At 52.4% G+C, this 23,014-nt stretch carries 25 protein-coding genes and 1 pseudogene; 7 read left to right on the top strand and 19 right to left on the bottom strand.

Translation table 11 applies throughout. From position 1 onward, the window contains the following. From P1U71_RS02240 to P1U71_RS02170, 16 genes are all read right to left on the bottom strand, one after another. Positions 1-196, bottom strand: a 196-nt coding sequence (locus P1U71_RS02240; RefSeq protein WP_367281102.1) for a DUF5676 family membrane protein, incomplete at its 3' end; no start/stop codon positions are given. 88 nt (positions 197-284) lie between these two features. Further along, entirely contained in the window at positions 285-494 is a 210-nt protein-coding gene (locus P1U71_RS17960; protein WP_227953302.1) for a YHS domain-containing protein, read from the bottom strand. Between the two features lie 313 nt (positions 495-807). Beyond that, a complete protein-coding gene (locus P1U71_RS02235; protein WP_301103921.1) occupies positions 808-2,214 on the bottom strand; it encodes an ATP-binding protein in 1,407 nt (468 codons plus the stop codon). Further along, a complete protein-coding gene (locus P1U71_RS02230) occupies positions 2,211-2,933 on the bottom strand; it encodes a response regulator (RefSeq protein WP_227953256.1) in 723 nt (240 codons plus the stop codon). The genes P1U71_RS02235 and P1U71_RS02230 overlap by 4 nt, the downstream gene beginning before the upstream one ends. A 643-nt stretch (positions 2,934-3,576) precedes the next feature. After that, the gene (locus P1U71_RS02225; protein WP_301103920.1) at positions 3,577-4,905 is read right to left on the bottom strand and encodes an APC family permease; all 1,329 of its coding nucleotides are present in this window, start codon (positions 4,903-4,905) and stop codon (positions 3,577-3,579) included. A gap of 55 nt (positions 4,906-4,960) precedes the next feature. Then, a complete protein-coding gene (locus P1U71_RS02220) occupies positions 4,961-5,395 on the bottom strand; it encodes a hypothetical protein (protein WP_301103919.1) in 435 nt (144 codons plus the stop codon). Between the two features lie 81 nt (positions 5,396-5,476). Beyond that, entirely contained in the window at positions 5,477-6,202 is a 726-nt protein-coding gene (locus tag P1U71_RS02215; RefSeq protein WP_301103918.1) for a copper resistance protein B, read from the bottom strand. Continuing rightward, positions 6,199-7,956, bottom strand: a complete 1,758-nt coding sequence (locus P1U71_RS02210; RefSeq protein ID WP_301103917.1) for a copper resistance system multicopper oxidase — start codon at positions 7,954-7,956, stop codon at positions 6,199-6,201. The genes P1U71_RS02215 and P1U71_RS02210 overlap by 4 nt, the downstream gene beginning before the upstream one ends. A gap of 63 nt (positions 7,957-8,019) precedes the next feature. Beyond that, positions 8,020-8,577 (bottom strand): cupredoxin domain-containing protein, encoded by a 558-nt coding sequence (locus tag P1U71_RS02205; RefSeq protein WP_301103916.1) that lies wholly within the window; start codon positions 8,575-8,577, stop codon positions 8,020-8,022. Between the two features lie 154 nt (positions 8,578-8,731). Further along, positions 8,732-9,082 carry a hypothetical protein gene (locus P1U71_RS02200; RefSeq protein ID WP_301103915.1) on the bottom strand — a complete coding sequence of 117 codons (351 nt, stop codon included), beginning with the start codon at positions 9,080-9,082 and terminating at the stop codon, positions 8,732-8,734. Between the two features lie 118 nt (positions 9,083-9,200). Further along, positions 9,201-9,908: an ABC transporter ATP-binding protein gene (locus P1U71_RS02195; protein WP_301103914.1), complete on the bottom strand. Its 708-nt coding sequence runs from the start codon at positions 9,906-9,908 to the stop codon at positions 9,201-9,203. A gap of 2 nt (positions 9,909-9,910) precedes the next feature. Next, positions 9,911-11,044, bottom strand: coding sequence for an ABC transporter permease (locus tag P1U71_RS02190; RefSeq protein ID WP_301103913.1), 1,134 nt, complete (start codon positions 11,042-11,044; stop codon positions 9,911-9,913). Beyond that, positions 11,041-12,204: an efflux RND transporter periplasmic adaptor subunit gene (locus tag P1U71_RS02185; RefSeq protein ID WP_301103912.1), complete on the bottom strand. Its 1,164-nt coding sequence runs from the start codon at positions 12,202-12,204 to the stop codon at positions 11,041-11,043. Before P1U71_RS02185 ends, P1U71_RS02190 begins: the two co-directional genes overlap by 4 nt. Further along, on the bottom strand, positions 12,201-12,830 hold the full coding sequence (locus tag P1U71_RS02180; protein ID WP_301103911.1) for a TetR/AcrR family transcriptional regulator: 630 nt from the start codon (positions 12,828-12,830) through the stop codon (positions 12,201-12,203). Before P1U71_RS02180 ends, P1U71_RS02185 begins: the two co-directional genes overlap by 4 nt. 218 nt (positions 12,831-13,048) lie before the next feature. Further along, a complete protein-coding gene (locus P1U71_RS02175) occupies positions 13,049-14,380 on the bottom strand; it encodes an ATP-binding protein (RefSeq protein WP_301103910.1) in 1,332 nt (443 codons plus the stop codon). Then, entirely contained in the window at positions 14,377-15,036 is a 660-nt protein-coding gene (locus P1U71_RS02170; RefSeq protein ID WP_301103909.1) for a response regulator transcription factor, read from the bottom strand. Before P1U71_RS02170 ends, P1U71_RS02175 begins: the two co-directional genes overlap by 4 nt. A 145-nt stretch (positions 15,037-15,181) precedes the next feature. Between P1U71_RS02170 and P1U71_RS02165 the strand changes: the two genes are divergently transcribed. The 4 genes from P1U71_RS02165 (at position 15,182) to P1U71_RS02150 (ending at position 19,462) form a co-directional block, all read left to right on the top strand. Continuing rightward, a complete protein-coding gene (locus P1U71_RS02165) occupies positions 15,182-15,586 on the top strand; it encodes a PepSY domain-containing protein (protein WP_301103908.1) in 405 nt (134 codons plus the stop codon). Positions 15,587-15,755: 169 nt separating this feature from the next. After that, positions 15,756-16,220 (top strand): DUF2271 domain-containing protein, encoded by a 465-nt coding sequence (locus P1U71_RS02160; protein WP_301103907.1) that lies wholly within the window; start codon positions 15,756-15,758, stop codon positions 16,218-16,220. 22 nt (positions 16,221-16,242) lie between these two features. Further along, positions 16,243-18,453, top strand: coding sequence for a PepSY domain-containing protein (locus P1U71_RS02155; RefSeq protein WP_301103906.1), 2,211 nt, complete (start codon positions 16,243-16,245; stop codon positions 18,451-18,453). Continuing rightward, a complete protein-coding gene (locus tag P1U71_RS02150; protein ID WP_301103905.1) occupies positions 18,434-19,462 on the top strand; it encodes an FAD:protein FMN transferase in 1,029 nt (342 codons plus the stop codon). Before P1U71_RS02155 ends, P1U71_RS02150 begins: the two co-directional genes overlap by 20 nt. A 47-nt stretch (positions 19,463-19,509) precedes the next feature. Here P1U71_RS02150 and P1U71_RS02145 read toward each other — a convergent pair whose 3' ends face one another. Together P1U71_RS02145 and P1U71_RS02140 are read right to left on the bottom strand one after the other, a co-directional pair. Continuing rightward, positions 19,510-19,899, bottom strand: a complete 390-nt coding sequence (locus tag P1U71_RS02145) for a DUF302 domain-containing protein (RefSeq protein WP_301103904.1) — start codon at positions 19,897-19,899, stop codon at positions 19,510-19,512. 124 nt (positions 19,900-20,023) lie between these two features. Beyond that, entirely contained in the window at positions 20,024-20,683 is a 660-nt protein-coding gene (locus P1U71_RS02140; RefSeq protein ID WP_301103903.1) for a class I SAM-dependent methyltransferase, read from the bottom strand. Between the two features lie 390 nt (positions 20,684-21,073). On the opposite strand from P1U71_RS02140, the gene P1U71_RS02135 reads away from it, so the two are divergent. The 3 genes from P1U71_RS02135 (at position 21,074) to P1U71_RS02125 (ending at position 22,191) form a co-directional block, all read left to right on the top strand. Then, positions 21,074-21,457: a phasin family protein gene (locus P1U71_RS02135; RefSeq protein WP_301103902.1), complete on the top strand. Its 384-nt coding sequence runs from the start codon at positions 21,074-21,076 to the stop codon at positions 21,455-21,457. A gap of 164 nt (positions 21,458-21,621) precedes the next feature. Then, positions 21,622-21,765: an SDR family NAD(P)-dependent oxidoreductase gene (locus tag P1U71_RS02130; RefSeq protein WP_301103901.1), complete on the top strand. Its 144-nt coding sequence runs from the start codon at positions 21,622-21,624 to the stop codon at positions 21,763-21,765. 39 nt (positions 21,766-21,804) lie between these two features. Beyond that, positions 21,805-22,191 (top strand): hypothetical protein, encoded by a 387-nt coding sequence (locus tag P1U71_RS02125; protein WP_301103900.1) that lies wholly within the window; start codon positions 21,805-21,807, stop codon positions 22,189-22,191. Positions 22,192-22,319: 128 nt separating this feature from the next. Here the strand turns inward: P1U71_RS02125 and P1U71_RS17955 are convergent. Further along, positions 22,320-22,910 (bottom strand): annotated as a pseudogene (locus tag P1U71_RS17955) (IS6 family transposase). Positions 22,911-23,014: the final 104 nt, after the last annotated feature.

The following is a 23,014-nucleotide window of genomic DNA, read 5'->3' as shown; positions in this document are numbered from 1 at the left end:
GCGGTCCAAAGATTAGGGCGACATACCAGCCATAAGCAAAGCTCTCGCCGAGTCCCAGAAAGAAACTTGGCCAACTCAGCCAAGTAAACCCGGGCAGTAACCCGAGCCATGTTTTGTACATTGCCTGATCAGGGAAAAGCAGATCAAAACTCACACATAAAATGAATGTGACGGCAAAGAACAATCCGAGGCTCATCCCGAGTGCAATAACCGGTAGACGGAGGCTGGTCCGGCTTCTTATGTAGAGTTCTTGGCGTGCTTCAGAAGTATTTTCTTTTACCAGATCAGGCATGCTTAGCCTCCGTTTCAGGGGCTTGTATTTTCAAATTCTCGACACTGAGATACTCTTTCGGATTTGCTTCAAAGATTTCACGACACTCTCGCGAACACAGGTAGTAGACTGACCCATTGTAGACGCTTGATTTGGCGGTTTTTGTGTTGACCTGTGTGCCGCACACCGGATCGATATCACGAGGTGGAGCAACCCAAACCATGTCATTGGAGTTTTCCGAAGCCGCGGGCGGACCACCTTTAGAATGCTTGTGCTTTGATTTGTGACCCATCACATGTGCGCCACAGCCAAATCGCATCATTAGAAAAATAAGGCCTGCCCAAAAAAGGAAATAGAAAAGTGAGCTCATCTCATCGACTTTCAGTGCATAAATTAGAGATCTTACGCAACGATACTTATGTAGTCGGGGTGAGATGTCGAGGCGGCAACCGATCATTTCGGTCACATTTAGTGACAGATTACCACGCAGTTACAAAGTGTTACAAATGAGTTGATCGAGCCCGAATGAAGGTCGGTCAGAATGGCAGATACGCTTCAACTCTCAGGCCGCCTTCTGCGCGGTTTCGTATGGTAACGTCGCCACCGTGACTGCGGAAAGCTGATCGCGCAATTGACAGGCCGAGACCGGTACCCCCTGTTTCCCGGCTTCGAGAGCCTTCCAGTCTAAAAAACGGCTTGAAAACGTCTTTTATGTTTTCGGGAGCGATTCCTGGGCCGTCATCATCAATTGTGATTATGAGCTTTCCGTCAGCAATTTGTATATGAATAGAGGCCCATTCTCCGTATTTCGCCGCATTTTCAATCAAATTTGAAAGGGCGCGGCGTAATAGGTCTTTTTGCCCCTCAAGACTGATGGGATCAGGAGGAACCCATGAGATCGAAAAACCTAACGTGCTCAAATCCACAACGACGTCCGAAATAAGTTTTACTATATCGAATCGATCATTTTTCTTCCTTCCCGCATCTTCGGATGCAAAGGACAACGTTGCCGTAACAATCTGATTCATTTCGTCAATATCTTCGCTAAATTTTCTTTTTAACTCATTGTCATCCAAGAGTTCGCTGCGAAGCTGCATTCTCATAAGAGGTGTTCGCAAATCGTGAGCGATTGCTGCAATCATTTGTGTGCGGTCCTCCACGAAGCGGTAAATTCTTGCTTGCATTTTATTGAAAACGCGAACTGATTGTATAACCTCCAAAGGTCCCTTCTCCGGTATTGGGCGCGCTGTTACGCTACGCCCCAGATCTTCTGCAGCAATACTCAATTTTTTTAGAGGATCGGTCAGATAGTGGGCAGCCCAGGCAGAAAATATTGCAGTTGCGATCATCATCACAGCAATCGATAGGACAAATCTAATAGACCAGGGCATCGTTGCTTCAACATCAGGGGCTTGATAGTTTAGCCAGCTGTTATCTCCAATTTCTATTGAAACCCGGATTAAAGCGCCCGTCCGAATTTCGTTAACAATGTGCTCGAAATGATCAGTAATAGAAATATGTTTTTCGGTTGATTTGCCAGAAAGATGTCTCCATATGCTATCCTCGCCCGAAACCGTCTCCGCGAGAATTGGCATTCTTGAATCAAACGAGGTCAGTTCCGAAAGCGCCGCTGAAAAGCGTTTAGCTACGAGGGGGTCGTTATTTTTAACTGTACTTGTAGTGCCCCACTCTAGCTGAAAAGTAGAGCTATTGGCAAAGCTGATGATTTTTTCTCTTTCCTCTGGCGGCGCATTTTTTATTATTCCGGTTATTGTCGTTATGCGTTCCGTTAATTGTGCTCTTCCAATCAGATTTACGATCTCCTCGCGATCAAAATTGTAAACACTCAAACTGATTACATGTGAAAGACCGAGCCCAACCAAGAGCAATAATACAATCCGTGCCGCCATAGTTTTCGGCCACAGTGAACGATTGAATTTCATGTCCGCGCCGTCATGGATTGAGGGGCAAATAAATACCCGCCACTGCGAACCGTTCTAATAATCTCCGGATTCTGGGGATCGCTTTCAAGTTTCCGTCGCAATCGGCTTATTTGCATATCTATGCTACGCTCAAATGGACGAGACCACCGGCCTTTAACGAGATCCATAAGTTGGTAACGTGTCAACACTCTACCGGGATGACTTGCAAGAGCTGCGAGCAACTTAAACTCACCGGTTGTTAATTCTACATATTCTGAAGTGGCGGATTTCAAACTATGACGGACCAGGTCAAGCTGCCAGCCATCAAACTCAATAATTGTGTCTTGCTCGATCTCAATTGCAGCAACTTCACCTGCACGTCTAAGCACAGCACGTATTCTCGCAAGTAATTCTCTTGGATTACAGGGTTTTTGAATATAGTCATCCGCCCCGATTTCAAGTCCCAGAATTTTGTCTGAATCTTCTCCAAGTGCCGTCAGCATTATGATCGGAATATTTGATTGTGCCCTAAGATCACGGCATAAAGTTATGCCGTCTTCGCCCGGAAGCATAAGGTCCAAAATGATCAGATCGATCTTCCAATCTCTCAACGCGACGGTCATTTCGCGGCCATCATTAACGGCTGTGGCGCGGAAACCGTGCCTCTTCAAAACACGGGTTAGGAGATCTCGTATTTCCCGATCATCATCGACTATCAGGATATGCGGTGATTCATTCATTGCATCTATCTATCTGAAAATAAACTCGCTGACTTTAATCCGGAGCAAATTTATCCAGAATGAAATCCGTAAAAAGCCAGTTCAATTAACATTGTCCAGGCTACGGTTAGCTATTAGCTTATTTTCTGTAACAAAGTCTCATGTCTTGTTCAACGTCACCATTCTAGAATTTGTAACATTCCGTAACGATTTAATTCACTGTTGCAGAATGTGACCATTCCTTACTTGTGATACCTATAAGCAGAGAATTACTCTGACTGTTCATTGATCTAAAACAAAGGCATGAAAGCAGTCTTATTTGCCCATAGTTAGCTTGAAAGAATAACGTTCGCAATGAACCGTATACCCACAATCACTTTTGGATTGAGCCTAAGCGCTTTCACAGCGTTTAGTTACATTTTTTGCGTATTGTTCGACTTATGGCTACCCTATTATGCTATGCATGAAATTTGGCAAAACCTGTTGCCGGGCTTTGTTTGGCTGACTTGGCCAAGCTTTTTTCTGGGCTTGGCAGAAGCTTACGCATATGGCTGGTACATCGCACTAATTTTTAGTTTAATTTCATATTTTCTCCTTCTGATGAGCAGAGCTTTTACAACTAAACTCCATTGAAACATTTTTGCTGTTAATTTTGTAAAAAACACTAACTGCCCTCGTCTTCCTGCCACTTGAGGAAAAATCTCTCACCAACAAAGATCACGACAATCCCGATTAACGCGGCGTAGATCACCAGCATATCAGTTGACGCTTTCACAATCAGGAAGGCACCCAGTACGATGATATCGAAAGTTATCGCCGCCAAAACGATAATTCCATTGGCTTTGACCTCTTTGCGCAAATACCGATACACACCCCAGTGAATAAAAATATCCATAATGAGATAGAAAATAGCGCCTAGAGAAGCGATGCGGCCCAAGTCAAAAAATATTGTCAGGAAAATAGCGAACACGACCGTATAGACCAGTGTGTGTTTCTGGATATCTCCCGGCATCCCGAAATGGCTGTGCGGCACCAGTTTCATGTCGGTAAGCATGGCCAGCATCCGCGAAACGGCAAAGACACTGGCAATTAACCCTGAAACAGTCGCGACAATTGCCAGACCAACTGTAAACCATAGTCCGTAACTGCCAAATGCCGGACGCGCGGCTTTCGCCAGGGCGAAATCCTTTGCCGCAATAATTTCGTCTAAAGTCAGGTTTGCCGCAACCGCGAGAGCGACAAGCACATAGATGACAAAGCAGACCAAAATCGAAATGATGATCGCCCGCCCAACATTCTTGTGAGGATCGACAATTTCCGATCCACTGTTGGTTATGGTCGTAAATCCTTTAAACGCGAGAATGGCCAGCGCCATCGCCGCGAGAAACCCTGTAATCGGCGTGTCCGATGACGATTGTGGTATGACGCTTTCAAAAGAAATATCTGCGATCCACAAGCCGCCTGTCGCGAATATAATAATGCCACCGATCTTGAGAAACGCCATGAAGAGTGAAAATCCACCAATCAGGCGATTGCCGGATATATTGAGCAAAAATGCGATGATCAACACACCGACGCCCAACGCCGTTACGGCCCAGCCAACGGGTTCGGCATCAAACAATTGCATGGTGTAGGTGCCAAATGTCCGGGCAACCAGGCTTTCGTTAATGACCATAGAAAAATACATAAGCAACGCACCACCCGCCGTGACCGTCCCCCGGCCATAGGCTTTTTGTAGGAACATGCCTATCCCGCCAGCAGAGGGGTAAGCATTTGCCATCTTGACATAGGAATATGCGCTAAAGGCCGTTACGATGGCAGCGGCAAAAAAGGCGAGAGGGAACAATGCCCCGGCAAGTTCCGCAATCTGACCGGTAAGGGCAAGTATGCCCGCGCCGATCATCACGCCGGTTCCCATGGATACGGCGCCAATGAGTGTCAGGCTGTCTTTTTTATATTGTGTTGAGCGGTTGTCGTTATGTTGTGTTTCCATTGCTCTTCTCTCCGGTCTGATATTCAATACTGAAGCACGCTGCTCGCGTCAGATATTAACGGTTTACATGGGCTGAAAACGGCAATTCTCCATTGGAGAGAACAAGCTTTAATTCAATAATTTGGCCGATCTCCAAAGGCTCTCTAAAATTGGAAAGACGTATAAATATATGGGTTGTTGTCAGATCAAGATTTTCTTCCCGCAGCAACGTTATTGATCCAAGCTCTGTGTAATTGTTCGCGTCTATCCTCCCCATAATTTTTGACTGCACGTTGTCGGTATTTGTAACCCCGACTATTGTCAATTTGCCAGGGCTATCGTTGACTATTCGAAAACGCAAGTCTCCCGACGTATCCTGATTGGATATCGTCACAATGGCGTCATGGATTTCTACAGGTTGAAAATAGGCGTCCGTATTGTCGGCAAAAGCTGTTGTCTGGAGCATCATGGATAACGTCAACAACAATAAAGTGATAAGTATTTTAGGCATGATATTTCCTTAACGTCAGGCACATATCTGGAGAGAGCTGAACACTCCCTCCAGAATGGTCAAAGTCCGTATCCCGGTGCTTTAGAACATCAGCTTGGCACCGATAACGGCATACCATATATCGGCACTTTCACCCTCTGCTTCGACGTAATTTGCAGTCTGACCGAACTTGCGCTCATAGACGACGCCAACGTAAGGCGAGAGAATTCTATCCCAAACGTCATAGCTAAGCCTTAAACCTGCCTCCACGCTGTTAATACCGGAGCCAACGCCAATTTCTCGATCACTCGAAAAGGCCGCATCGATATTCGCGGAAGGCGTCAGGGTAAGATAATTGGTGAGAAGTATCTCGTACTCGATATCGAGATCAGCAGAAAGCTTTCCCTTTTCACTCAGGAACAGATGCGTATCCACCTCGATCCATTGCGGAGCAAGGCCACTCAAGCCAACGGCAGCGTACCAACGATCCGGTCCTTGCGGGCTCGAGTACCTAATGCCGCCTTTGATGTCCCAAAAATCCGATATGGGTGTTTGCAAGGCGAGCTGATTGGAAAGGGATTCGAAGCGATTGACATTCAAATCCAGTTCCCCGCTTCCTTCCCACCGGAGTTTCAATTCATCGGTCCCGATAAACGCATCACCGTCAAAGGCAAAAAGCTCTTCGCCGCCTTCTCCATACCGATACTCAAACTCCTCCATCTGAACACCATAGTAGATATTCGACATTTCCGCCGAATGGCCGACAACTGGCATCAAAACAGAAAAGGGGAGGGCCGCTGTCAGGAGAGATTTCTTCAAGTCAATCATTGCAGTACTCCCTGTTCAGACGGATTGAGGCTTGCAGATTTCGGACCGCCTTCAACGACAATTTTCCGGAACATTCCGGCATCCATATGGAAAGACAGATGGCAATGGAACGCCCATTGACCGGGCGCATCAACCTCTGTTTCGGAATAGACGGTAGTTCCGGGGGCAACGCTAATGGTGTGTTTGATCGGGTCCCACTTACCGGCCCCGACATCCAGAATGCTCCACATGCCGTGCAGATGCATGGGGTGGGTCATCATGGTCTCATTGACAAACTTGAAGCGGACCCGTTCGCCATACTGAAGTACGATCGGATCAGCGTCTTCATATTTCACGCCATTGATGGACCAGATATACCGCTCCATATTTCCGGTCAGACGCAGCTCGATCTCCCGCGTGGCTTCTCGCTCCTCATAAAGAGGTTTTTGCGCCTTCAGGTCGGCATAAGAAAGAAACTTGCCGCCATTTGCCGCCGTCGGGACAAGCCCGCTGCCATTTGCATAAAAGCTATCCTTATCCTGCTCCATGCCCATCATATTTGAGTGATCCATGCCTTTCATGCTCGAATTATCCATCTCCTTCATACTGGAGTGGTCCATACTCTTCATTTTGGAATGGTCCATATCTTTCATCGACGAATGATCCATCCCACTCATGTTTGAATGATCCATGCCTTCCATATTGCCGTGGTCCATCCCCATGTCCGCCATGGTGAGAAGCGGTGCCTTTGTCATTTCCGGAATTTCCGCAACCATGCCTTGGCGCGGCGCGAGAGTGGCCCGAGCGTAAGCCGTTCTGCCCATGCTTGCCCCGAAAATTGTATAGGCCTTATCGTCCATGGGACGAACGATAACGTCATACGTCTCAGCAACGCCTAGGCGAAGTTCATCGACAGTGACAGGTTGCACATTGTTCCCGTCCGCTGCCACAACCGTCATTTTCAGCCCCGGTATGCGGACATCAAAATAAGTCATGGCGGAGGAATTGATGAACCGTAGGCGGATGCGTTCTTTCGGCTCGAACAATCCGGTCCAGTTTTGATGAGGTCCCTTGCCATTGATAAGCGGTGTAAAGCCCTGCACATCCTCAATGTCTGTCTTCATCATCCGCATGTCGCCCCAAGCCATCCTGTCATCGACGGTTGCTTTAAAACCGTTCTCGCGGACATCTGCGAAAAAATCGCCAATCGTTTGTTGCTGACGGTTGTAATAATCCGCCGACATTTTCAAATTCCGCAATATACGCTTGCCGGAATGAGGATGCGCATCCGTGAACTGAACGACGTAATCCTTGTCGAAACGAAACGGGTCCCGTTTCTCAGGTTCGATTACAATTGAACCATAGGCTCCGTCCGGTTCCTGAAAGCCAGAATGGCTATGAAACCAGTATGTTCCGGATTGCACGATTGGAAATTTATAGGTGAAGGTTTCACCCGGTTCGATTCCGGGGAAGCTGATTTTAGGCACACCGTCCATCTGGAAGGGAAGGATAAGTCCGTGCCAGTGAATTGACGTAGACTCATTGAGATTATTCGTCACATTGATCGTGACATCTTCTCCTTCCTGAAAGCGTAGAACCGGCCCGGGAGATTTCCCGTTATACCCAATCCCTTCCTTCTCGAAATTGCCGGTATCAATAAGCACCTTGTCAACTGTCAGGTTGAAAGTCTTTGCGATACTCAAGCCGGGCAGAAGAGTAACTCCTGCGGCCATTGCAAGGCCAAAGCAAGCCTTTTGCATGAATGAAATTCTCATCCTGCTGTTCCTTTCATTTTTGAAAAGCTGGAATGCGCAGCCTCTATGGGCTGCGCAAAGCATTTACTCAAAGTGAACTTCACCCATCATGCCGGAGGCATAATGGCCAGGAACGTTGCAGGCAAATTCCAGCTCGGCATCATCTGCAAATTTCCAGATAACTTCCGCCGTTTCGTTCGGTTCCAGCAACACACTATTCGGATCGCTATGTTCCATGGTCTTGCCATTTCCCATATCCATTTTCATCATATCCCGATTGATCTTGTCGACTTCCAGTACCCCGTGCTCCATCATCATCATCATTTCTTCCTGATGTGCAGCATGCATGGCGGCCGTACCGATATTGAACTCATGAACGAATTCCCCGGCATTGATGATCTTGAATTGAACCGTTTCACCTTTCTTGATGGAAATCTCTTCCGGTTCGTAAAAATTATCCCCCATCTTGATCTCGATGGTTCTGGTGACGTCTGCAGCGTTACCAGGGACACCAATGCCCGATTTTCCGCCATGACTCCCGTGATGGTTCCCGGCCGCAAAAGCGATCGCAGAGCTTAGTGCCAAGACGGCAGTGAGGGTTATTCCGGCAACACCGGACAAAAAAGTACGCTTAATCTTCATGTTATCAGTTCCTGTTCTGGTCTCCTTCTAATGCAGACCTCACCTCGGTCAGGCAGGGAGACAGATTCAAATTTCAATAGTCGAAGTTTGAGAAAGGCGCATAACCGCATTGACAGCAATCATGGCTGTCTTGAGAAATGGCCTAAAAGAGGAACTAAATCTTTGGGGGGTGCTTTGGTGGTGCAAAAGAAATAGATGCTACTTGCACAGCAATGACGCAAAACGGCGTTTTCGCACCAAACGCTGTCGATATTACTTGAAAATTTGCGGGCAAGCTAAATGCACAAGAGATCATGCCGCATTTTTCGATATGAGAACCCTGCTTTTGTTTATGGCTTGAGGTCACGTGATCGTCAATGGCGGTGTCAAAATGTGTTTGACTTGCCGTATCAGTATGATGTGCAGATGCTGGCATACTGGAAAAAACACCAAACGCAAACGCAATGGCCACTATGAAGCGCAGCCCTCGTACGCGCCAGTCTATATTTCCGTTATTATAATTCAATGCTCACTCTCTAAGCCACTATTATTCACGTCAATATATGAACATAATTTGACAAAGCAAGTCTAAAAAATATCTCACTATAAAGTTACCTTTAAACTAAAGCCGTTTGGCGATATCGTCATGTATTCTGGTCATCCAGCCGCCCGTCCCGCAAATGGAATATGCGGTCGAAACGATCGAATATCTTCTCATCATGCGTGACGGCGAGGATCGCCGCCTCTTGTTCGACGGCTACTTTGCGCAACAGGTCCATCACGATCCCTGCCCGTTCGGAATCGAGCGCCGCCGTAGGTTCATCGGCAAGAATAATCCGGGGGCGGTTGGCGAGTGCACGGGCAATTGCCACCCGCTGCGCCTCACCGCCGGATAGATTAGCGGGCATGGCATCTTTGCGGTGCCCGACTTCCAGATACTCCAGCAGCTCAATCGCCCGCCGTTTCGATTCATCCTTGTCGAATCCGGCCAAGCTGAGCACCACGGCGACGTTGTCGGTGCTGTTAAGGAAGGGCAGCAGGTTATGGAACTGAAAAATAAAGCCTATTTTCTCCAACCGAAGCTTGCGCAAGTCCGATCGCAACCAGTGCCCGTCATAAACAACCTCACCATCGAGGCTGACCCAGCCGCTGCTGGGCTCGGTGATACAGCCGATGACATTCAGAAGCGTGGTCTTGCCAGATCCGCTGGGCCCGAGCAGCGCCACCACCTCGCCGGGATGGACCTCCAAACTGACATCGCGCAAGGCATCGACACGGGTCTCCCCTTCGCCAAAATGCTTGGAGACATTCTGCACATGGACAAGTGGGATTTCACTAAGTGAATTGCTCATTGTTATCCCCCTATTGCCGTTGCCGGATCGACTTTGAGCGCCAGCCGCACACCAAGTGCACTGGAAAGGACGCAGACGAGTATTACCGCCGCCGCTAGCGCGAGCCCATCTTCGGGCTGAAGTACGACGCGGCGCGGGAAATAGTCTTTGATGCTCGTGATCAATATAGCGCCAAACCCAAAGCCAATCGTTCCCATCGCCAGTGCTTGCTGCAGGATGAGACCAACAATGGTTCGATCCGGCGCCCCGATTAGTTTGAGGGTGGCGATTTCCCGCAGTTTGTCCATGGTCATCGTGTAGAGGATTAGCGCGATAATGACGGCAGAGACAATCAGCAATAACCCCGTAAACAGCCCGATCTGCTTGCGCGCGCGTTCGACGACGGACTGCGTCAGGATAAGCTCCTGCTCGCCTTGGCTCATAGCGGCAAGATGCTTCCAGCGCCGCGCCGCTTCAGCCACACTTTCCGGCGACACATTCGGTGAAACGCGGGCGATAACAGCATTGATCGTGTCAGTGTCGCCGGGGCCGCTGCCGCGTGCGATCTCCCGCCGCGCGGCTGGCGGGGCCAGCTCGAACTGAAGCTGTTGGGAATCTTTTAGCGTGATGTAGATAACCGGGTCGCCACCGGACGAAACCTGATCATCAGTCATGCCGACAACGGTGAAGGTGTCGCGTCCCAATTCAATACGGCTGCCAAGTGACAAGCCGGTCCGCTTGTCCGCGACCATTTCATAGTGGCTCCGGCCAATCGGTCGCCCGGTGGTGATCTGATCCGGCCCGCCGGGGCGACCGGGTTCGTAACCAACGACATAGAGCCGCAGCTTTTCGTTGCCGTGACGCGTCTCAACCGACTGGTAGGTCACACTGCCTGCCGCGCTGACCCCCTGAAGGCGGGCAATTGCCTCCCGCGTATCGCCGGGAATACGCGATGACTCAGCGAACGGCCCGCGTGTTCCCGATTCCACGACCCAGACATCGACAACAGGGGTGCGGACCAGCGTTAGCGCATCTTCGACCAGACCTCGATAAATTCCAATCATCGACAGGACGACGCCGAGCAACAGGCTCAGCCCGAAACAAGTGAGCAGAAAGCGCCCAAGATTGTGCCGGATATCCCGATAGGCCAGGTTCATGGTGTTATTTCCTCCAACACCTTGGCTGCGCGCCCCTCCCGTAGTCCCGGACGCAGCGCAGAGACGACACGTGCCCCTTCCGGCAGACCATCGGTAATTTCAAGTCGGGAATCGAGAGTTCTCTGGCCGAAGACAACATCACGGCGGTGCAGCTCACCATCCTCGACAGTCCAGACCGTACCTTTGGTTCCGTCGAAATGTTCGACTGCCGCTTCCGGCATCAGCAGCGCCTTGTCGAGGATGCCGGTCGTAATGAAGATCTCGGCCTGCTCGCCGAGATGAAAGCTTTCCGGGCAGAGATCACAAGCGATATAGACGCGGCGCTCTTCACTTACACGATCGCTTTCAATGTCAATGCGGGTTACATGGCCTTCAAACATCTGCCGGGGTAAAGAGCGCAAACGAACCTCAGCGGGCTGATTAACCCGCAAATCACCTGCACCCGCTTCATCAACATAGGCCAGTGCCCAGACGGTCTCCGGAGCGACTAAGGTAAAAAGGACGTCGCCGGAACTGAGAACGGAACCCAACTCTTTGTGGCGCTGAACGACGATGGCGTCATATGGCGCTCTGAGCACATGATGACCCAGAAGAACTTTCTCCACGCCGAACTGCGCGAGGGCGTCTTCAAGCGCGGCCTTTGCGACTTCCACGTCGCTGATCGCCACGGCGAGTTCGGCAGCCGCCACGTCTTCCTCCATTTGCGCTTCCTCGGCGCTTTCCGCAGAGACCGTCTGTTTGGCGACCAGCGCCTGCTTGCGCTTGTTCGATTGTTTTTTCTGGGCTAGAACGGCACGTGCCTTTCCGACGGCAGCTTCTGCGGTCTTTACTGCCGCTTCCGCATTGGCGATTCCTGCTTTGGCCTTGGCGACCCGGGCCTCCTGTTCGGCGCTGTGCAACCGCGCCAGGATATCGCCTTCTTTCACCCAGTCGCCTTGATCGGCATTCAACTCGACAAGCGCGGCACCGACTTCAAAACCGACTTTCGACAGGATGCGGGCCTCCACGGTGCCAAGTCCAAAGACCTGTATCGGCACATTTTCGGCAGGGTGCGCAATCTCCACCGGCAACGGACGCATGAAGATGAAAAGGAAAACAGCCGCAGCAACGGCGCCAATTGCCAGCAGGAGCAAAAGATACCGGAAAAGACGTGTTCTCATGATGCGTTCCTTTCTTCGCCAGTCCCCGCATTTCCATAAGCGAGGCCCTTTAGTTGAAGTTCAAGAAGGCGGTTTCCTTCGTCCGTCAGATCAAAGTTCCGCCCACTGATGGACCATCTCACGGCAAGGCCCTGCACCAATCCGATAATAAGATAGGCAGCATCGTCGGGGTCGAGATCTTCGTTCAGCTCACCCGCTGCACAGGCTTGCGCCACTAAATCAGAGATCACCTTGTGAAAGCGGCTCATAAGTCCAAAAAAGGCGGTGCGGAGCCCCTTGTTCTTGGTATGTAGTTCCCGCGAAAAAAGAATGGCGGGAATTGCGGGTGTGGATTGGATCAGCCGCAGTTGTGCGCCAATGAGCCTACGTATCCTGTCTGTTGCAGGAGTATCGCCGCTCTCGGCTTTTTTCCAGCGCGTTTCCATCATTGCCCCGACTCGCGCGGCCACCGCCTCCCATAAATCCTGTTTCTTCGGGAAGTGTCGGAATATTCCCGGCTGGGTGAGTCCCACCGCATCCGCAATTGTCTCGGTTGTCAGCCGGTCCGGACCGAGCTTGTCAGCCAGACGAAGGGTGGCGTCAATGATTTCAGACTTGCGGGCTTCGGCGGATTTGCGAACGCGCATTATACAGAATCCCATTTAGTTAGTTATTAATTACTAATTAATAAGCCATCGGACATTTGTCAATTCTCTATCTGACAGAGCGACATTAAACTCGTTAGAAATAGGTCGATGATACAGGTATTCTGGTATTGTCATCTATGTGGGGCAGCTTAATTGAAGCCTAATTGCTGTTCAGAGTTTGCGAATACCACTACGAGCAGTTCGCAGCAGGATCGCAATCAATGGTGTATCGGTATTTCGAAATCCACCTCGAAACCGTCTGCCCTCCCTGGCGCGGGAGAATATAGTATAAGCGTCGCCTGCGTTCCGTCAGCGATCGCCTGTACGATGGACAGACCCAGCCCACCGCCAGCTGACAAGGTATGCCCGCGTTCAAACCGCGCAGTGAGCCTCGCCAGCGTCTCTGGCGGAATTATCGGGCCATCGTTTATCACACGCAGTAAACCATTCGCAGTCATGATCACCTGTATAGGAGTATCACCTGTGCCGTGACGCAATCCATTCTCAATCAGATTGCGCGCAAGGATGGCAAAAGCGTCCGGGTCGATATCAGACAGTACTGCCGTATCCGGCAAGTCGACCTCAAGGCGTTCCGCCCCCGCGATCCGCTCGAATTCCGAAACTATCATGCGTAACACAGGACGGATATCTGATGCGGTGTCGCGACGGAGCTGTCCACCTTCCGCGCGGGCTAATTGCAATAACTTTTCCGAAAGCCGGTTCAGGCGTTTGAGCGAAGCTTCAATCTCCACTCCCCTTTGACTCACGACAGCATCAGAGGTTTCAGTCATCAACCGCTGGATTTGAGCCAGTGCGGCTGCCACAGGAGTGCGAAGCTCATGCGCCGCATTAGCAGTAAAACTACGCTCCGCTTCCATCGCGCGGCGTAGCCTGTCGAGAAGCTGATTGACGGCCTCGGCCACCGGTGTGATTTCACTCGGAAGGTTGCCATTATCTACTGACGACAGATCGTGCTCATCGCGACTGGCCAGCTCGGCACTAAAACGTCGAACAGGGTCAAGGCTGCGCCAAACAATAACAACAACCCCAATCAAACTAAGTGGAATGACCATAATTAACGGGAAGGCGAGCCCCACCAAAGCTTCGCGCGCAACCTCGATGCGGTGGTTCAACGGTTCGGCGACTGCAATGGTAATCGTGCCTTGCAAGGCGGCATCGTAATAGAGCCTGTGCGTCGGTGTCTGACGAAACCCCAAGCCTTCGAAGGGCGGAAAGACCGCGTCTTCGGCCCCGTGCGAACGCAACAGCACGCGTCCCTGATCGTCGCGCACGATATAGGTAAAGAATTCCTCGTGCTGGCGTAGAGTAGCGATGCGCTGACTGATACCCAGTTCTTCGCGATCAAGAATATCCAAAACCGCGAGCGGCAGGATACGTTGTGCCGTTTCTTCGAGCGTTGAATCGAAGACTTCGTTCATCTCGCCGCGCAACAAGGTGGCGGTGATCCACGCGGTGACGAGCCAAACGATGGCCAGCCCCAGACCCAAACCGAGCGCCAGCCGCGCTTGTAATGAACCTGGCCACTTCATGCAGCACCCAACCGGTAGCCCAGGCCGCGTACCGTCTCGATCCGCTCGCGTCCCAGCTTCTTGCGTAACCGGCTGACATGAACCTCAATCGTATTGCTCTCGATTTCGGTGTCAAAAGAATAGAGTCGTTCTTCAAGCTGCGCCTTCGATAAAAGCTGCCCCGGCCGCTGCACGAACGCCTCAAACAATACCCATTCGCGTGCGGTCAGGACTATTGGACGCCCGCTGCGACGGACCGATTTAGCAGCCAGATCTATCTCCAGGTCGCCAAGTGTGACCAATGGGTTGGGGTTTCCGGAATAGCGCCGTGCAACGGCACCTACCCGCGCCGATAGTTCGGACAGGTCGAAAGGCTTGACCATGTAATCGTCAGCGCCTGCATTTAGTCCCTCGATCCGGTCGCTAATCTGATCAAGCGCGGTCAGGATGATTACCGGTGTTGCTTTGCCCCGCGCCCGAAGCGCGCGCAGAAACGGCTGGCCACGCCCATCAGGAAGCATCAGATCCAACAGGATCAGGTCGTAGATAGCCACGTCTAGATATTCCCCCGCCGCATCAAGCCGCGTGGCCCAGTCGATGGAATGGCCGTCAGCGGTGATCTGGTCGCGCACCGCAGCACCCAGCACCCTATCATCCTCGATCAGCAAAACACGCATGTCTTCTCCGTCCCGTTCCGCTTGCTTCCCCTCTATCTCCCATGAAGCTGACACGTACCTGAAGCGGAAAACCGGCACGCTTCAGGTCAACGTCAGGAAAGCGAGCAACAATAGTATATCACCAGAAATTTCAGGAGATAAGAAGATGAAGAAATATCTGATTGCCGCAACATTTGTAACTGGCCTAGCTGGTCTCGGTACGATGGGTATGGCCCTTGCCGATGATGATGACTGCCGTGTACCCATGGCCGATTGGCAACCACGCGACGCCGTCCAGAATATGGCCGAAGCACAAGGCTGGACCGTACGCCGGATCAAGACCGACGACGGTTGCTATGAAATCAAGGGGCGCGATGCCCAGGGCCGCGAAATCGAGGTCAAGATCGATCCCGGCACGCTGGCTATTGTGGAAATGGAATATGATGACGATGACGATGACGACGATGATCGTGGTGGCCGCGACAGGAACCAGACGCCGACTGGAACGGGCCAACCACCCGCCAACGGTCTGTTTGTCCCTGGCAGCAAGCCCGGCGCCGTGGTTCAATAATGACCTCTGTGACTAACGTCAAAGCTCCGACGTTACCACCAGCGCGGCGGAGCTATTCACGCCCGATAAAATCTTACAACAGGCTGAAGCGATATCCTGTTTTTCGTCAGGAAGGCGTCAGCCGAAACCGTTAAACAGACCTCGAAACAACGTAATTCGGAGATACTCCATGAAAAGCCTGTTATATGCCCTCGCCTTGTCCACTGCCCTGACTGTTCCGGCAATGGCTCGCCCCGTTACACTGACAACCAATATGAACTCTTATGGCGGTGACGGCGCCTATCTTGCGCTTTACGTCACAGACGCACAGGGTGCCTATCAGGGTAGCCTCTGGCTTGCCGGCGGCAAGTCGAAATACTACACGCATCTCAGCGACTGGTATCGCGCGACGCAAGGCAACCCGGCCGAAATCAACGGCATCACCGGTGCCAGCGTTGGCGCGGGTCGGCAGTTGAAGATCACGCTCGATCTGGCCGATTCGCTGTTTGATGCCGGGTATGAACTGCATATCGACGCTTCGGTCGAGGACATGCGCGACAGCCCGTCAGAGGTGGTCGTGCCGCTGACCACTCAGGGGATGGGCCAGCCTGTTCCGGGCCGCCGCTACATCCGTGATTTCACCTACGACATGTAACCTGCAAAAAAAGGAGCCTGCCATGCTGCGTGCGCTGCACAAAATCCCCGGACTCATCGCGGCACTGCTGATCGTCGTCATTACGCTCAGCGGCACGGTGCTATCGGTTCTTCCGGCGCTCGAGGCGGTGCAGGCTCCGGCACAATCCGAACCGGATCTGACGGTTGCCACGCTGGCCGAGCGCGTGGCCATTGCCTATCCCGGGATCGAACAGATTCGCCGCGCGCCATCGGGGCGGATCACCGCATTTTATTTTGACGGCGGGCGGCCCGGCGCGGTGGTGATCGACCCTGCAACCGGACAGGGCGTGGCGAATTATGAACCTTCCACTTTTCAACGCTGGATGACCAACCTGCACCGCTCGCTGTTCCTGGACGATGCCGGACGGTTGACGGTCGCTACTGGGGCGGCGTCGCTGCTGGTCCTGTCACTGTCGGGGCTGATGCTGACCGCCCGGCGGGTCGGTGGCTGGCGGCGTATCTTCTCGCGGCTGCGCGGCCCGCTCATGGGGCGGCTGCATGTCGAGGTGGCGCGGCTTACAGTGGTCGGCTTACTACTGTCTTCTACCACCGCGTTGTTCATGACGGCCAGCACTTTTGGCTTCGTTCCCGAGGACGGCGGCCCACCTGCCTTTCCAACCGAGGTGAGCGGACAGACGGGGGTGGTGCTCGACGCCCTGTCTTTGCTGCGCGACACGCCGGTGGCGGCGATGCGTGAGCTGACCTTTCCCTATCCGGGCGATCCCACTGATGTGTTCACGCTCAAGACAGCCAGTGGCGAGGGCTATCTCGATCAGGGGACCGGTGTGACGCTTGGCTGGGCTGATGCCGGCACATGGCAGCGCGTAACTGAGACGATCTACATGCTGCACACCGGACAGGGAGCCGCCTGGCTGGGCATCATTCTTGGACTGATGGCACTTGGCGCGCCGGTTATGGCGGGTACGGGCGTAATCCTGTGGGTGCAGGCCCGCCGTGCGCGGCCACGGATCAAGGGCAATACGGCCGCCGGACAGGCCGACACAATTCTGCTCGTCGGTAGCGAAGGCGGCAGTACTTGGGGCTTCGCCGCGACGCTGCACTTGGCGCTAACACAAGCGAGCCACAAGGTGCATACCGGCGCGATGTCGCAGTTCACGCCCCGCCGCTATAAGTGCGCCCAACGGGTGATCGTCCTGGCCGCCACCTATGGCGAGGGTGACGCTCCGGCTTCTGCCAAAGGGTTCCTCGACCGACTGGCAACCCTGCCGCAAGTACCGGAGATGCCGCTGGCTGTTTTGGGCTTTGGCGACCGGCAATTTCCGAAATTCTGCGGCTACGCCACCAACGTTGCACGCGTCGCAGAGGAAAAAGGCTGGTCGCAACTATTACCGATGGCGACCGTGGACCGCCAGTCGCCACAGGAATTCGCCCGTTGGGGACGTGACCTGGGCCAGGCGCTCGGCCATTCGCTGGAACTATCGCACAGCCACGCGATTCCGCGCAGCCATGCGCTGACCCTGATCTCTCGCCGCGACTACGGTGCCGAAATGCAGGCTCCCGCAGCGATCCTGCGTTTCGCCATCCCGAAAGCGGGGCTTCTCGCGCGGCTGACGGGCCGCGGGTTTTCGCGCTTCTCGGCAGGCGACTTGCTGGGCATCATCCCGGAAGGCTCGACCGTGCCACGCTTCTATTCTTTAGCTTCGGGGTATAGTGATGGCTTCGTGGAAATCTGCGTCAGCCGTCATCCCAGCGGTCTCTGTTCCGGTCAGCTTCTGGATCTACCCCCCAGCCAAAGCGTCCAGGGCTTCGTCCGCCGCAATTTCGATTTTCGAATCGCAAATAACACCAAACCGGTGATTCTGATCGGCGCAGGGACCGGGATCGGGCCATTGGCAGGGTTTGCGCGCGGTAACCATCCCGGACGACCTATGCATCTCTATTTCGGGGCAAGGCATCCCAACAGTGACTTGTTCTATGGCGAGGAATTGCAGAACTGGCAGGCCGACGGTCGGCTGACCTCGGTCACCACGGCCTTTTCCCGTACCAGTGCGCGCGCCTATGTACAGGATGCCTTGCGTGCCGATTCCGCGCGGGTTGTTCGCCTGATCGGTGAGGGCGCACAGGTGTTGGTCTGCGGCGGGCGTGATATGGCGGCGGGCGTCGTCGATACGCTGGCCGATATTCTGACGCCCGCCGGACTCACACCCGACTTGTTGAAAACGGAAGGACGTTATGTTGAAGATACCTACTGATCTCACATGCCACAAACTGAATGGCCCAACGATGGGCACCCGCTGGTCGGCGCAATTTTATGCACCCGCCGTGACCGACCCCGATCCGATCCATGCGGCGCTGGTCGAAAGCGTGGATGTAGTGGACCGTCAAATGTCCACATGGAAAGCCGACAGCGATCTAATGCGGATTAACCGTGCCACTGTCGGCACATTGGTGCCGGTACCTGCAGAACTGATGGAGGTTCTGACACGCGCACTGGAGATAGGGCGACTCTCCAGCGGCGCGTTCGACATTGGAGTAGGCGATGTCGTCGCCGCATGGGGTTTCGGACCACATGAGGCGAATGAGAGTGCGATGCGGGCGGCCCTTGGCCATGCCCGCCCCATGGCGCATGAAATACTGGACCTTGACCGCGAGTCCCTCCATGTTCGCAAACAAACCCCGATTACGCTGGACTTGTCCGGTATTGCCAAAGGTTATGCTGTAGATCGGATGATGGCGGCGTTGGATTGTTTCGGCATCTCCAAAGCCCTGGTGGGCCTCGACGGAGAGATGCGCGCGCGCGGATTGCGCTCCGACGGCAAACCCTGGACTATAGCGCTGGAGCGGCCAGATTTTGAGGCGCGCGCCGCGCTTTCCATTCTCGAATTGAAAGATTGCGCGGTCGCAACCTCGGGTGACTATCGACACTGGGTCGATGTTGGCGGCAAACGCCTCTCCCATACTATGGACCCGGCGCGGGGCGGACCGGTAATGGGATCACCAGCCTCCGTGACAGTTCTGGCAGAAAATTGCATGGACGCGGATGCCTGGGCGACAGCGTTCATGATCCTCGGATCCCGGAATGGGAAAAATCTTGCGCAAAGACTTGGGTTAAGTGCGATTTTCATTGATCGTGACGGGGAAACCCTGCGCGAGAGTCGCGTTGGTTGGGTGGATAGACAAAAGCCTTCAGCAGGATCGTCATCTATTGATACCACGGGTATTCTCGGGCGCGCCTTAGACAATGAGACGCAAACAAGTTAATTTGAGCTGGATAAGGCTCTATGACGCGTCTTCATTCTGACACGCCGTCAGAGCCTGTCGATAACCTGTTTGAGCTTGTCACCAACAGTCTCAGCAATGTGTGCCAGTTCAGGGTTATCAACCGCCTGCATCGAGGCCGCCGGATCGACGGCAGCCACTTCGATGTCACCATTTTCAGTGGCTTGGACGATAACATTACATGGAAGCATCGTACCGATTTTATCCTCGGCCAGCAGCGCTTGATGCGCCAGCTGCGGGTTGCAGGCTCCAAGAATGCAATAATCCCGAAAATCCTCTCCGATCTTTTTCTTCATCGTCGCCCGCACATCGATCTCGGTCAGGATACCGAAGCCCGCGTCCTTCAAAGCGTCGGTCACCTGAACGATCACATCGTCGAAGTTCTTGCCGGAGACCGTTTTGGCAAAATAATAGGTCATAAGTTTATCCTCCTTCTGAGGTCCTTTAGAAAGTTGCTCATGCCTTCGTCCTTGCTTTCGGCGTCAGTCAGCGGCCCCGGCAGTGAAGGCACCGATAACACTGGGCAGCGCGCACATGGATTATCTAACGCTTGCGAGCGACAAGATCAATGAGGGCAGACATACCGGCATGTCCTGTTCCTTCGGCAATTTCGCGGTCATAGGATGCGAGACGAAGAATCTCCATGTCATCGAACGCCTCGCGCAAGTAGGCTTCGGTGTACATGTTTTCCCGGTGGGGCGGCCCTCCGGTACCATAATCAACTTGCGCAGGCTGGTAACCATGAAGCAGGAGGACGCCACCCGGCTTCAGCGCTCTCTTCATTCCAGCAAAAACCGCCTTGCGATCATCCGGAGATAAAAACTGGATGAAAATACCAACCACAAAATCATAGGTAGTAGCAGACCAGTCCCAGTCAAAAATGTCAGCTTTATGAAAATCAACAGAGACACCATGCGCGTCTGCGAGGGCACGCGCCTTCTCGACGGCCACCTCAGAGGCATCCATGGCAGTTACCTTAAGACCGCATTCAGCGAGAAAAACGGAGTTCCTCCCCTCACCATCAGCAACCGTCAGAGCCGTTGTATCCGGGACAAGATAATTCTTCTGTTCTACGAGAAATGTACTTGGCGCGGTTCCAAACAAGAAGCCGGGCGCGGCGTAGCGCTCATCCCATGTAGTGCGGCGCTCAGAAGATGTTCCGACAGCGTCACCAGTTTCCGTCCCGTCAATGCCATCGCTCATTTGTCCCGCCTCTCCTTTCTCGCTAAAAAATGTCGGCCCCCCGGTGCGGAGAGAATACAGACCGCTCCCTACAGATGTATACTATTAACGGCATATTGGTATCTTCTCATATTTGCAAGTAAGAGCTCCTAAAAAATGCGCAATGCCGACATTGCCTTTGTCATTTTAGTACAATCCACAAAAACCGGATGTGTCAGAAGAGCGTCAAGGAAAAGGATTAGGTGGCTGAAATGTCTTTCTTGCAGCAAGCTAAGGAAAATGCGGCTTTGCTGTTCAAAAGCGATGTAGCACCCATTCGAGTAAATGATTGATCTGAGTCAATGCCGTTTAAGCCAAGGGGCGTAAAATATGGTTAATTTATCCTGAACTAGCACGAGAGCGGAATTAGTCATGCCCAAAAAACCACAAGACGCTGGCATTTCCTCGCAACCTTCCGGGTTTGATCCGGCCGCGATGTTGAATGCTTTTATGCCGAAAATGAACGAAGTCTCGGCGTCCGGCGGTAATCCCGTTGCGGTTTGGCTGGAGATGAACCAGCAATGGACGGCCTTTCTGACGAAGCGGTTCAAGAAAGACGCCGCGTTACTGCAGCAACTCACGACTTGCACCAATCCGGTGGAATTGAATGCCGCCTACTCAGATTTCTTCAAAAAAACGGTCGAAGATTATCAGCGCGAGATTACTGAGATGGCCGAGCTCAGCCAAAAGGCCTTGGGTCAACAAGGGACTCCAGGCGAAGCGGAAGACGGTCAGAAGCAAGACAGGAAAGACTGAGGTTGCTGAAGTAATTCCCATACGCTGCATGAGCATCACAATCGTCAGCAAGTTACGGCTTCTGGCATTTCGAAGATTGTATATGAAAGTACTTGTGTGGATGCGAAAAGGTCACTCGGGTACAGCCCGAAATCACGTAACGACAAGTCTTTACGAGAAGTATAATGGATTTAGATGGCAAGACGATTGTCATAACGGGTTCTGCACGAGGACTGGGGCGGAAAATGGCGGAAGAAATAACACGGCATGGAGCTAATCTGGCCCTCGTCGACTTGGATAAAGACGAATTCAAGGTGACAGAAGCCTGACAGTGCTACGCTAGCGCATTTTATATTAAGGAGAGTGAAATGATTCAACATAAAACTGTCGCTTCCCTCGCGATTGCCTCTGCATTGGTCCTTGGGACGATGGCTCCTCTTGCCATGTCGTCGAAGGCACAGCAGCACCCTGTTTACGGCAGTCAGATGATGACGGAGCAGGAACGCATGGAATATCAACAGCGGATGAAAAGCGCCAAGACGGAACAGGAGCGTGAACAGATCCGCGCTGAACATCATGTCCAGATGCAGGAACGCGCCAAAAACCAAGGCATAACCCTGCCGGACACCCCTCCCATGAAAAAAGGAACGGGTTCAGGTATGAAGTCCGGTTCCGGGATGGGCTCGGGTATGAAGTCCGGGTCTGGAATGGGTTCAGGCTCCGGTAAGGGCATGAAGAAGAAGGGCGGCGGCTGAAAATAGCACCTGCTCTTAAGAGATATGAATAACCCGAGAAGAGTTTAGCTTTAGCGTGTGCTGTCAGACGAATGCGACCTCGACAATGTATGTCAAAAATGGCGTAAATAAGCCACTCTTATGCCGCACTATGTTGCTGCCACTTGTCCAATGCGGCATTCATGATTGAAGAGATTTTGGACAGTGTCGTGAATAGATAGAAATTTCCGTATACTTCGCAGGTGCCTGGATGTCAGCATTGTCTGCTCTCCTCGCCGGAACGAGAGATGGGAGTTTTCACAGTGATTGATTTTCCACCGGCCGATCTCTTAAACCTCGGCATTTCCGATGGTCTTCATAGCCGCACGATATGATTTCAACCGATCTGTGACAAATTTGTGCGGTCTTCCATACCATTTCATAAGTTTCTTAAGGAAAACCATTGCTGCTTTGCGATCGCGTCGCTTGGAAACAAAGGCTTCCAGAACTTCTCCTTCATGGTCAACGGCACGCTACAGGTAGTGTGTTTCGCCATTATTCTTTACGAAGGCCTCATCAAGATGCCATTTCCAATTTGAATAATTGTGAGATGGATGAATCCGCTTCTTACGGATTTCACGAGTAAACATCAGGCCAAATTTGTTCCGCCAATAACGGGCTATTTCATGACAGATATCAATGCCCCGCTCATGAAGAAGGTCTTCGACATTGCGAAGTGAAAGAGGAAATCTGACGTACATTATCAACGCAAGGCGGATGATCTAGGGTGAATATTTGAAATAACGGAAGGAAATTTTAGTGATATGACGGCAAATTCTGCATCAAATAGGCTCAACCACTTTTT

The sequence above is a fragment of the Sneathiella sp. genome (genome assembly GCF_029233945.1).
GTDB lineage: Bacteria > Pseudomonadota > Alphaproteobacteria > Sneathiellales > Sneathiellaceae > Sneathiella.
This window is presented reverse-complemented; position numbering and strand designations above follow the sequence as displayed.

Coding starts and splice junctions, on each gene's coding strand:
- P1U71_RS02175 (WP_301103910.1), bottom strand. CDS start 14,380: ATGAAGTGGCCAGGTTCATTACAAGCGCGGCTGGCGCTCGGTTTGGGT.
- P1U71_RS02180 (WP_301103911.1), bottom strand. CDS start 12,830: ATGCGCGTTCGCAAATCCGCCGAAGCCCGCAAGTCTGAAATCATTGAC.
- P1U71_RS02130 (WP_301103901.1), top strand. CDS start 21,622: ATGGATTTAGATGGCAAGACGATTGTCATAACGGGTTCTGCACGAGGA.
- P1U71_RS02235 (WP_301103921.1), bottom strand. CDS start 2,214: ATGAAATTCAATCGTTCACTGTGGCCGAAAACTATGGCGGCACGGATT.
- P1U71_RS02185 (WP_301103912.1), bottom strand. CDS start 12,204: ATGAGAACACGTCTTTTCCGGTATCTTTTGCTCCTGCTGGCAATTGGC.
- P1U71_RS17960 (WP_227953302.1), bottom strand. CDS start 494: ATGGTTTGGGTTGCTCCACCTCGTGATATCGATCCGGTGTGCGGCACA.
- P1U71_RS02195 (WP_301103914.1), bottom strand. CDS start 9,908: ATGAGCAATTCACTTAGTGAAATCCCACTTGTCCATGTGCAGAATGTC.
- P1U71_RS02170 (WP_301103909.1), bottom strand. CDS start 15,036: ATGCGTGTTTTGCTGATCGAGGATGATAGGGTGCTGGGTGCTGCGGTG.
- P1U71_RS02140 (WP_301103903.1), bottom strand. CDS start 20,683: ATGAGCGATGGCATTGACGGGACGGAAACTGGTGACGCTGTCGGAACA.
- P1U71_RS02145 (WP_301103904.1), bottom strand. CDS start 19,899: ATGACCTATTATTTTGCCAAAACGGTCTCCGGCAAGAACTTCGACGAT.
- P1U71_RS02155 (WP_301103906.1), top strand. CDS start 16,243: ATGCTGCGTGCGCTGCACAAAATCCCCGGACTCATCGCGGCACTGCTG.
- P1U71_RS02215 (WP_301103918.1), bottom strand. CDS start 6,202: ATGATTGACTTGAAGAAATCTCTCCTGACAGCGGCCCTCCCCTTTTCT.
- P1U71_RS02190 (WP_301103913.1), bottom strand. CDS start 11,044: ATGAACCTGGCCTATCGGGATATCCGGCACAATCTTGGGCGCTTTCTG.
- P1U71_RS02150 (WP_301103905.1), top strand. CDS start 18,434: ATGTTGAAGATACCTACTGATCTCACATGCCACAAACTGAATGGCCCA.
- P1U71_RS02220 (WP_301103919.1), bottom strand. CDS start 5,395: ATGCCTAAAATACTTATCACTTTATTGTTGTTGACGTTATCCATGATG.
- P1U71_RS02160 (WP_301103907.1), top strand. CDS start 15,756: ATGAAAAGCCTGTTATATGCCCTCGCCTTGTCCACTGCCCTGACTGTT.
- P1U71_RS02230 (WP_227953256.1), bottom strand. CDS start 2,933: ATGAATGAATCACCGCATATCCTGATAGTCGATGATGATCGGGAAATA.
- P1U71_RS02210 (WP_301103917.1), bottom strand. CDS start 7,956: ATGAGAATTTCATTCATGCAAAAGGCTTGCTTTGGCCTTGCAATGGCC.
- P1U71_RS02165 (WP_301103908.1), top strand. CDS start 15,182: ATGAAGAAATATCTGATTGCCGCAACATTTGTAACTGGCCTAGCTGGT.
- P1U71_RS02225 (WP_301103920.1), bottom strand. CDS start 4,905: ATGGAAACACAACATAACGACAACCGCTCAACACAATATAAAAAAGAC.
- P1U71_RS02135 (WP_301103902.1), top strand. CDS start 21,074: ATGCCCAAAAAACCACAAGACGCTGGCATTTCCTCGCAACCTTCCGGG.
- P1U71_RS02125 (WP_301103900.1), top strand. CDS start 21,805: ATGATTCAACATAAAACTGTCGCTTCCCTCGCGATTGCCTCTGCATTG.
- P1U71_RS02205 (WP_301103916.1), bottom strand. CDS start 8,577: ATGAAGATTAAGCGTACTTTTTTGTCCGGTGTTGCCGGAATAACCCTC.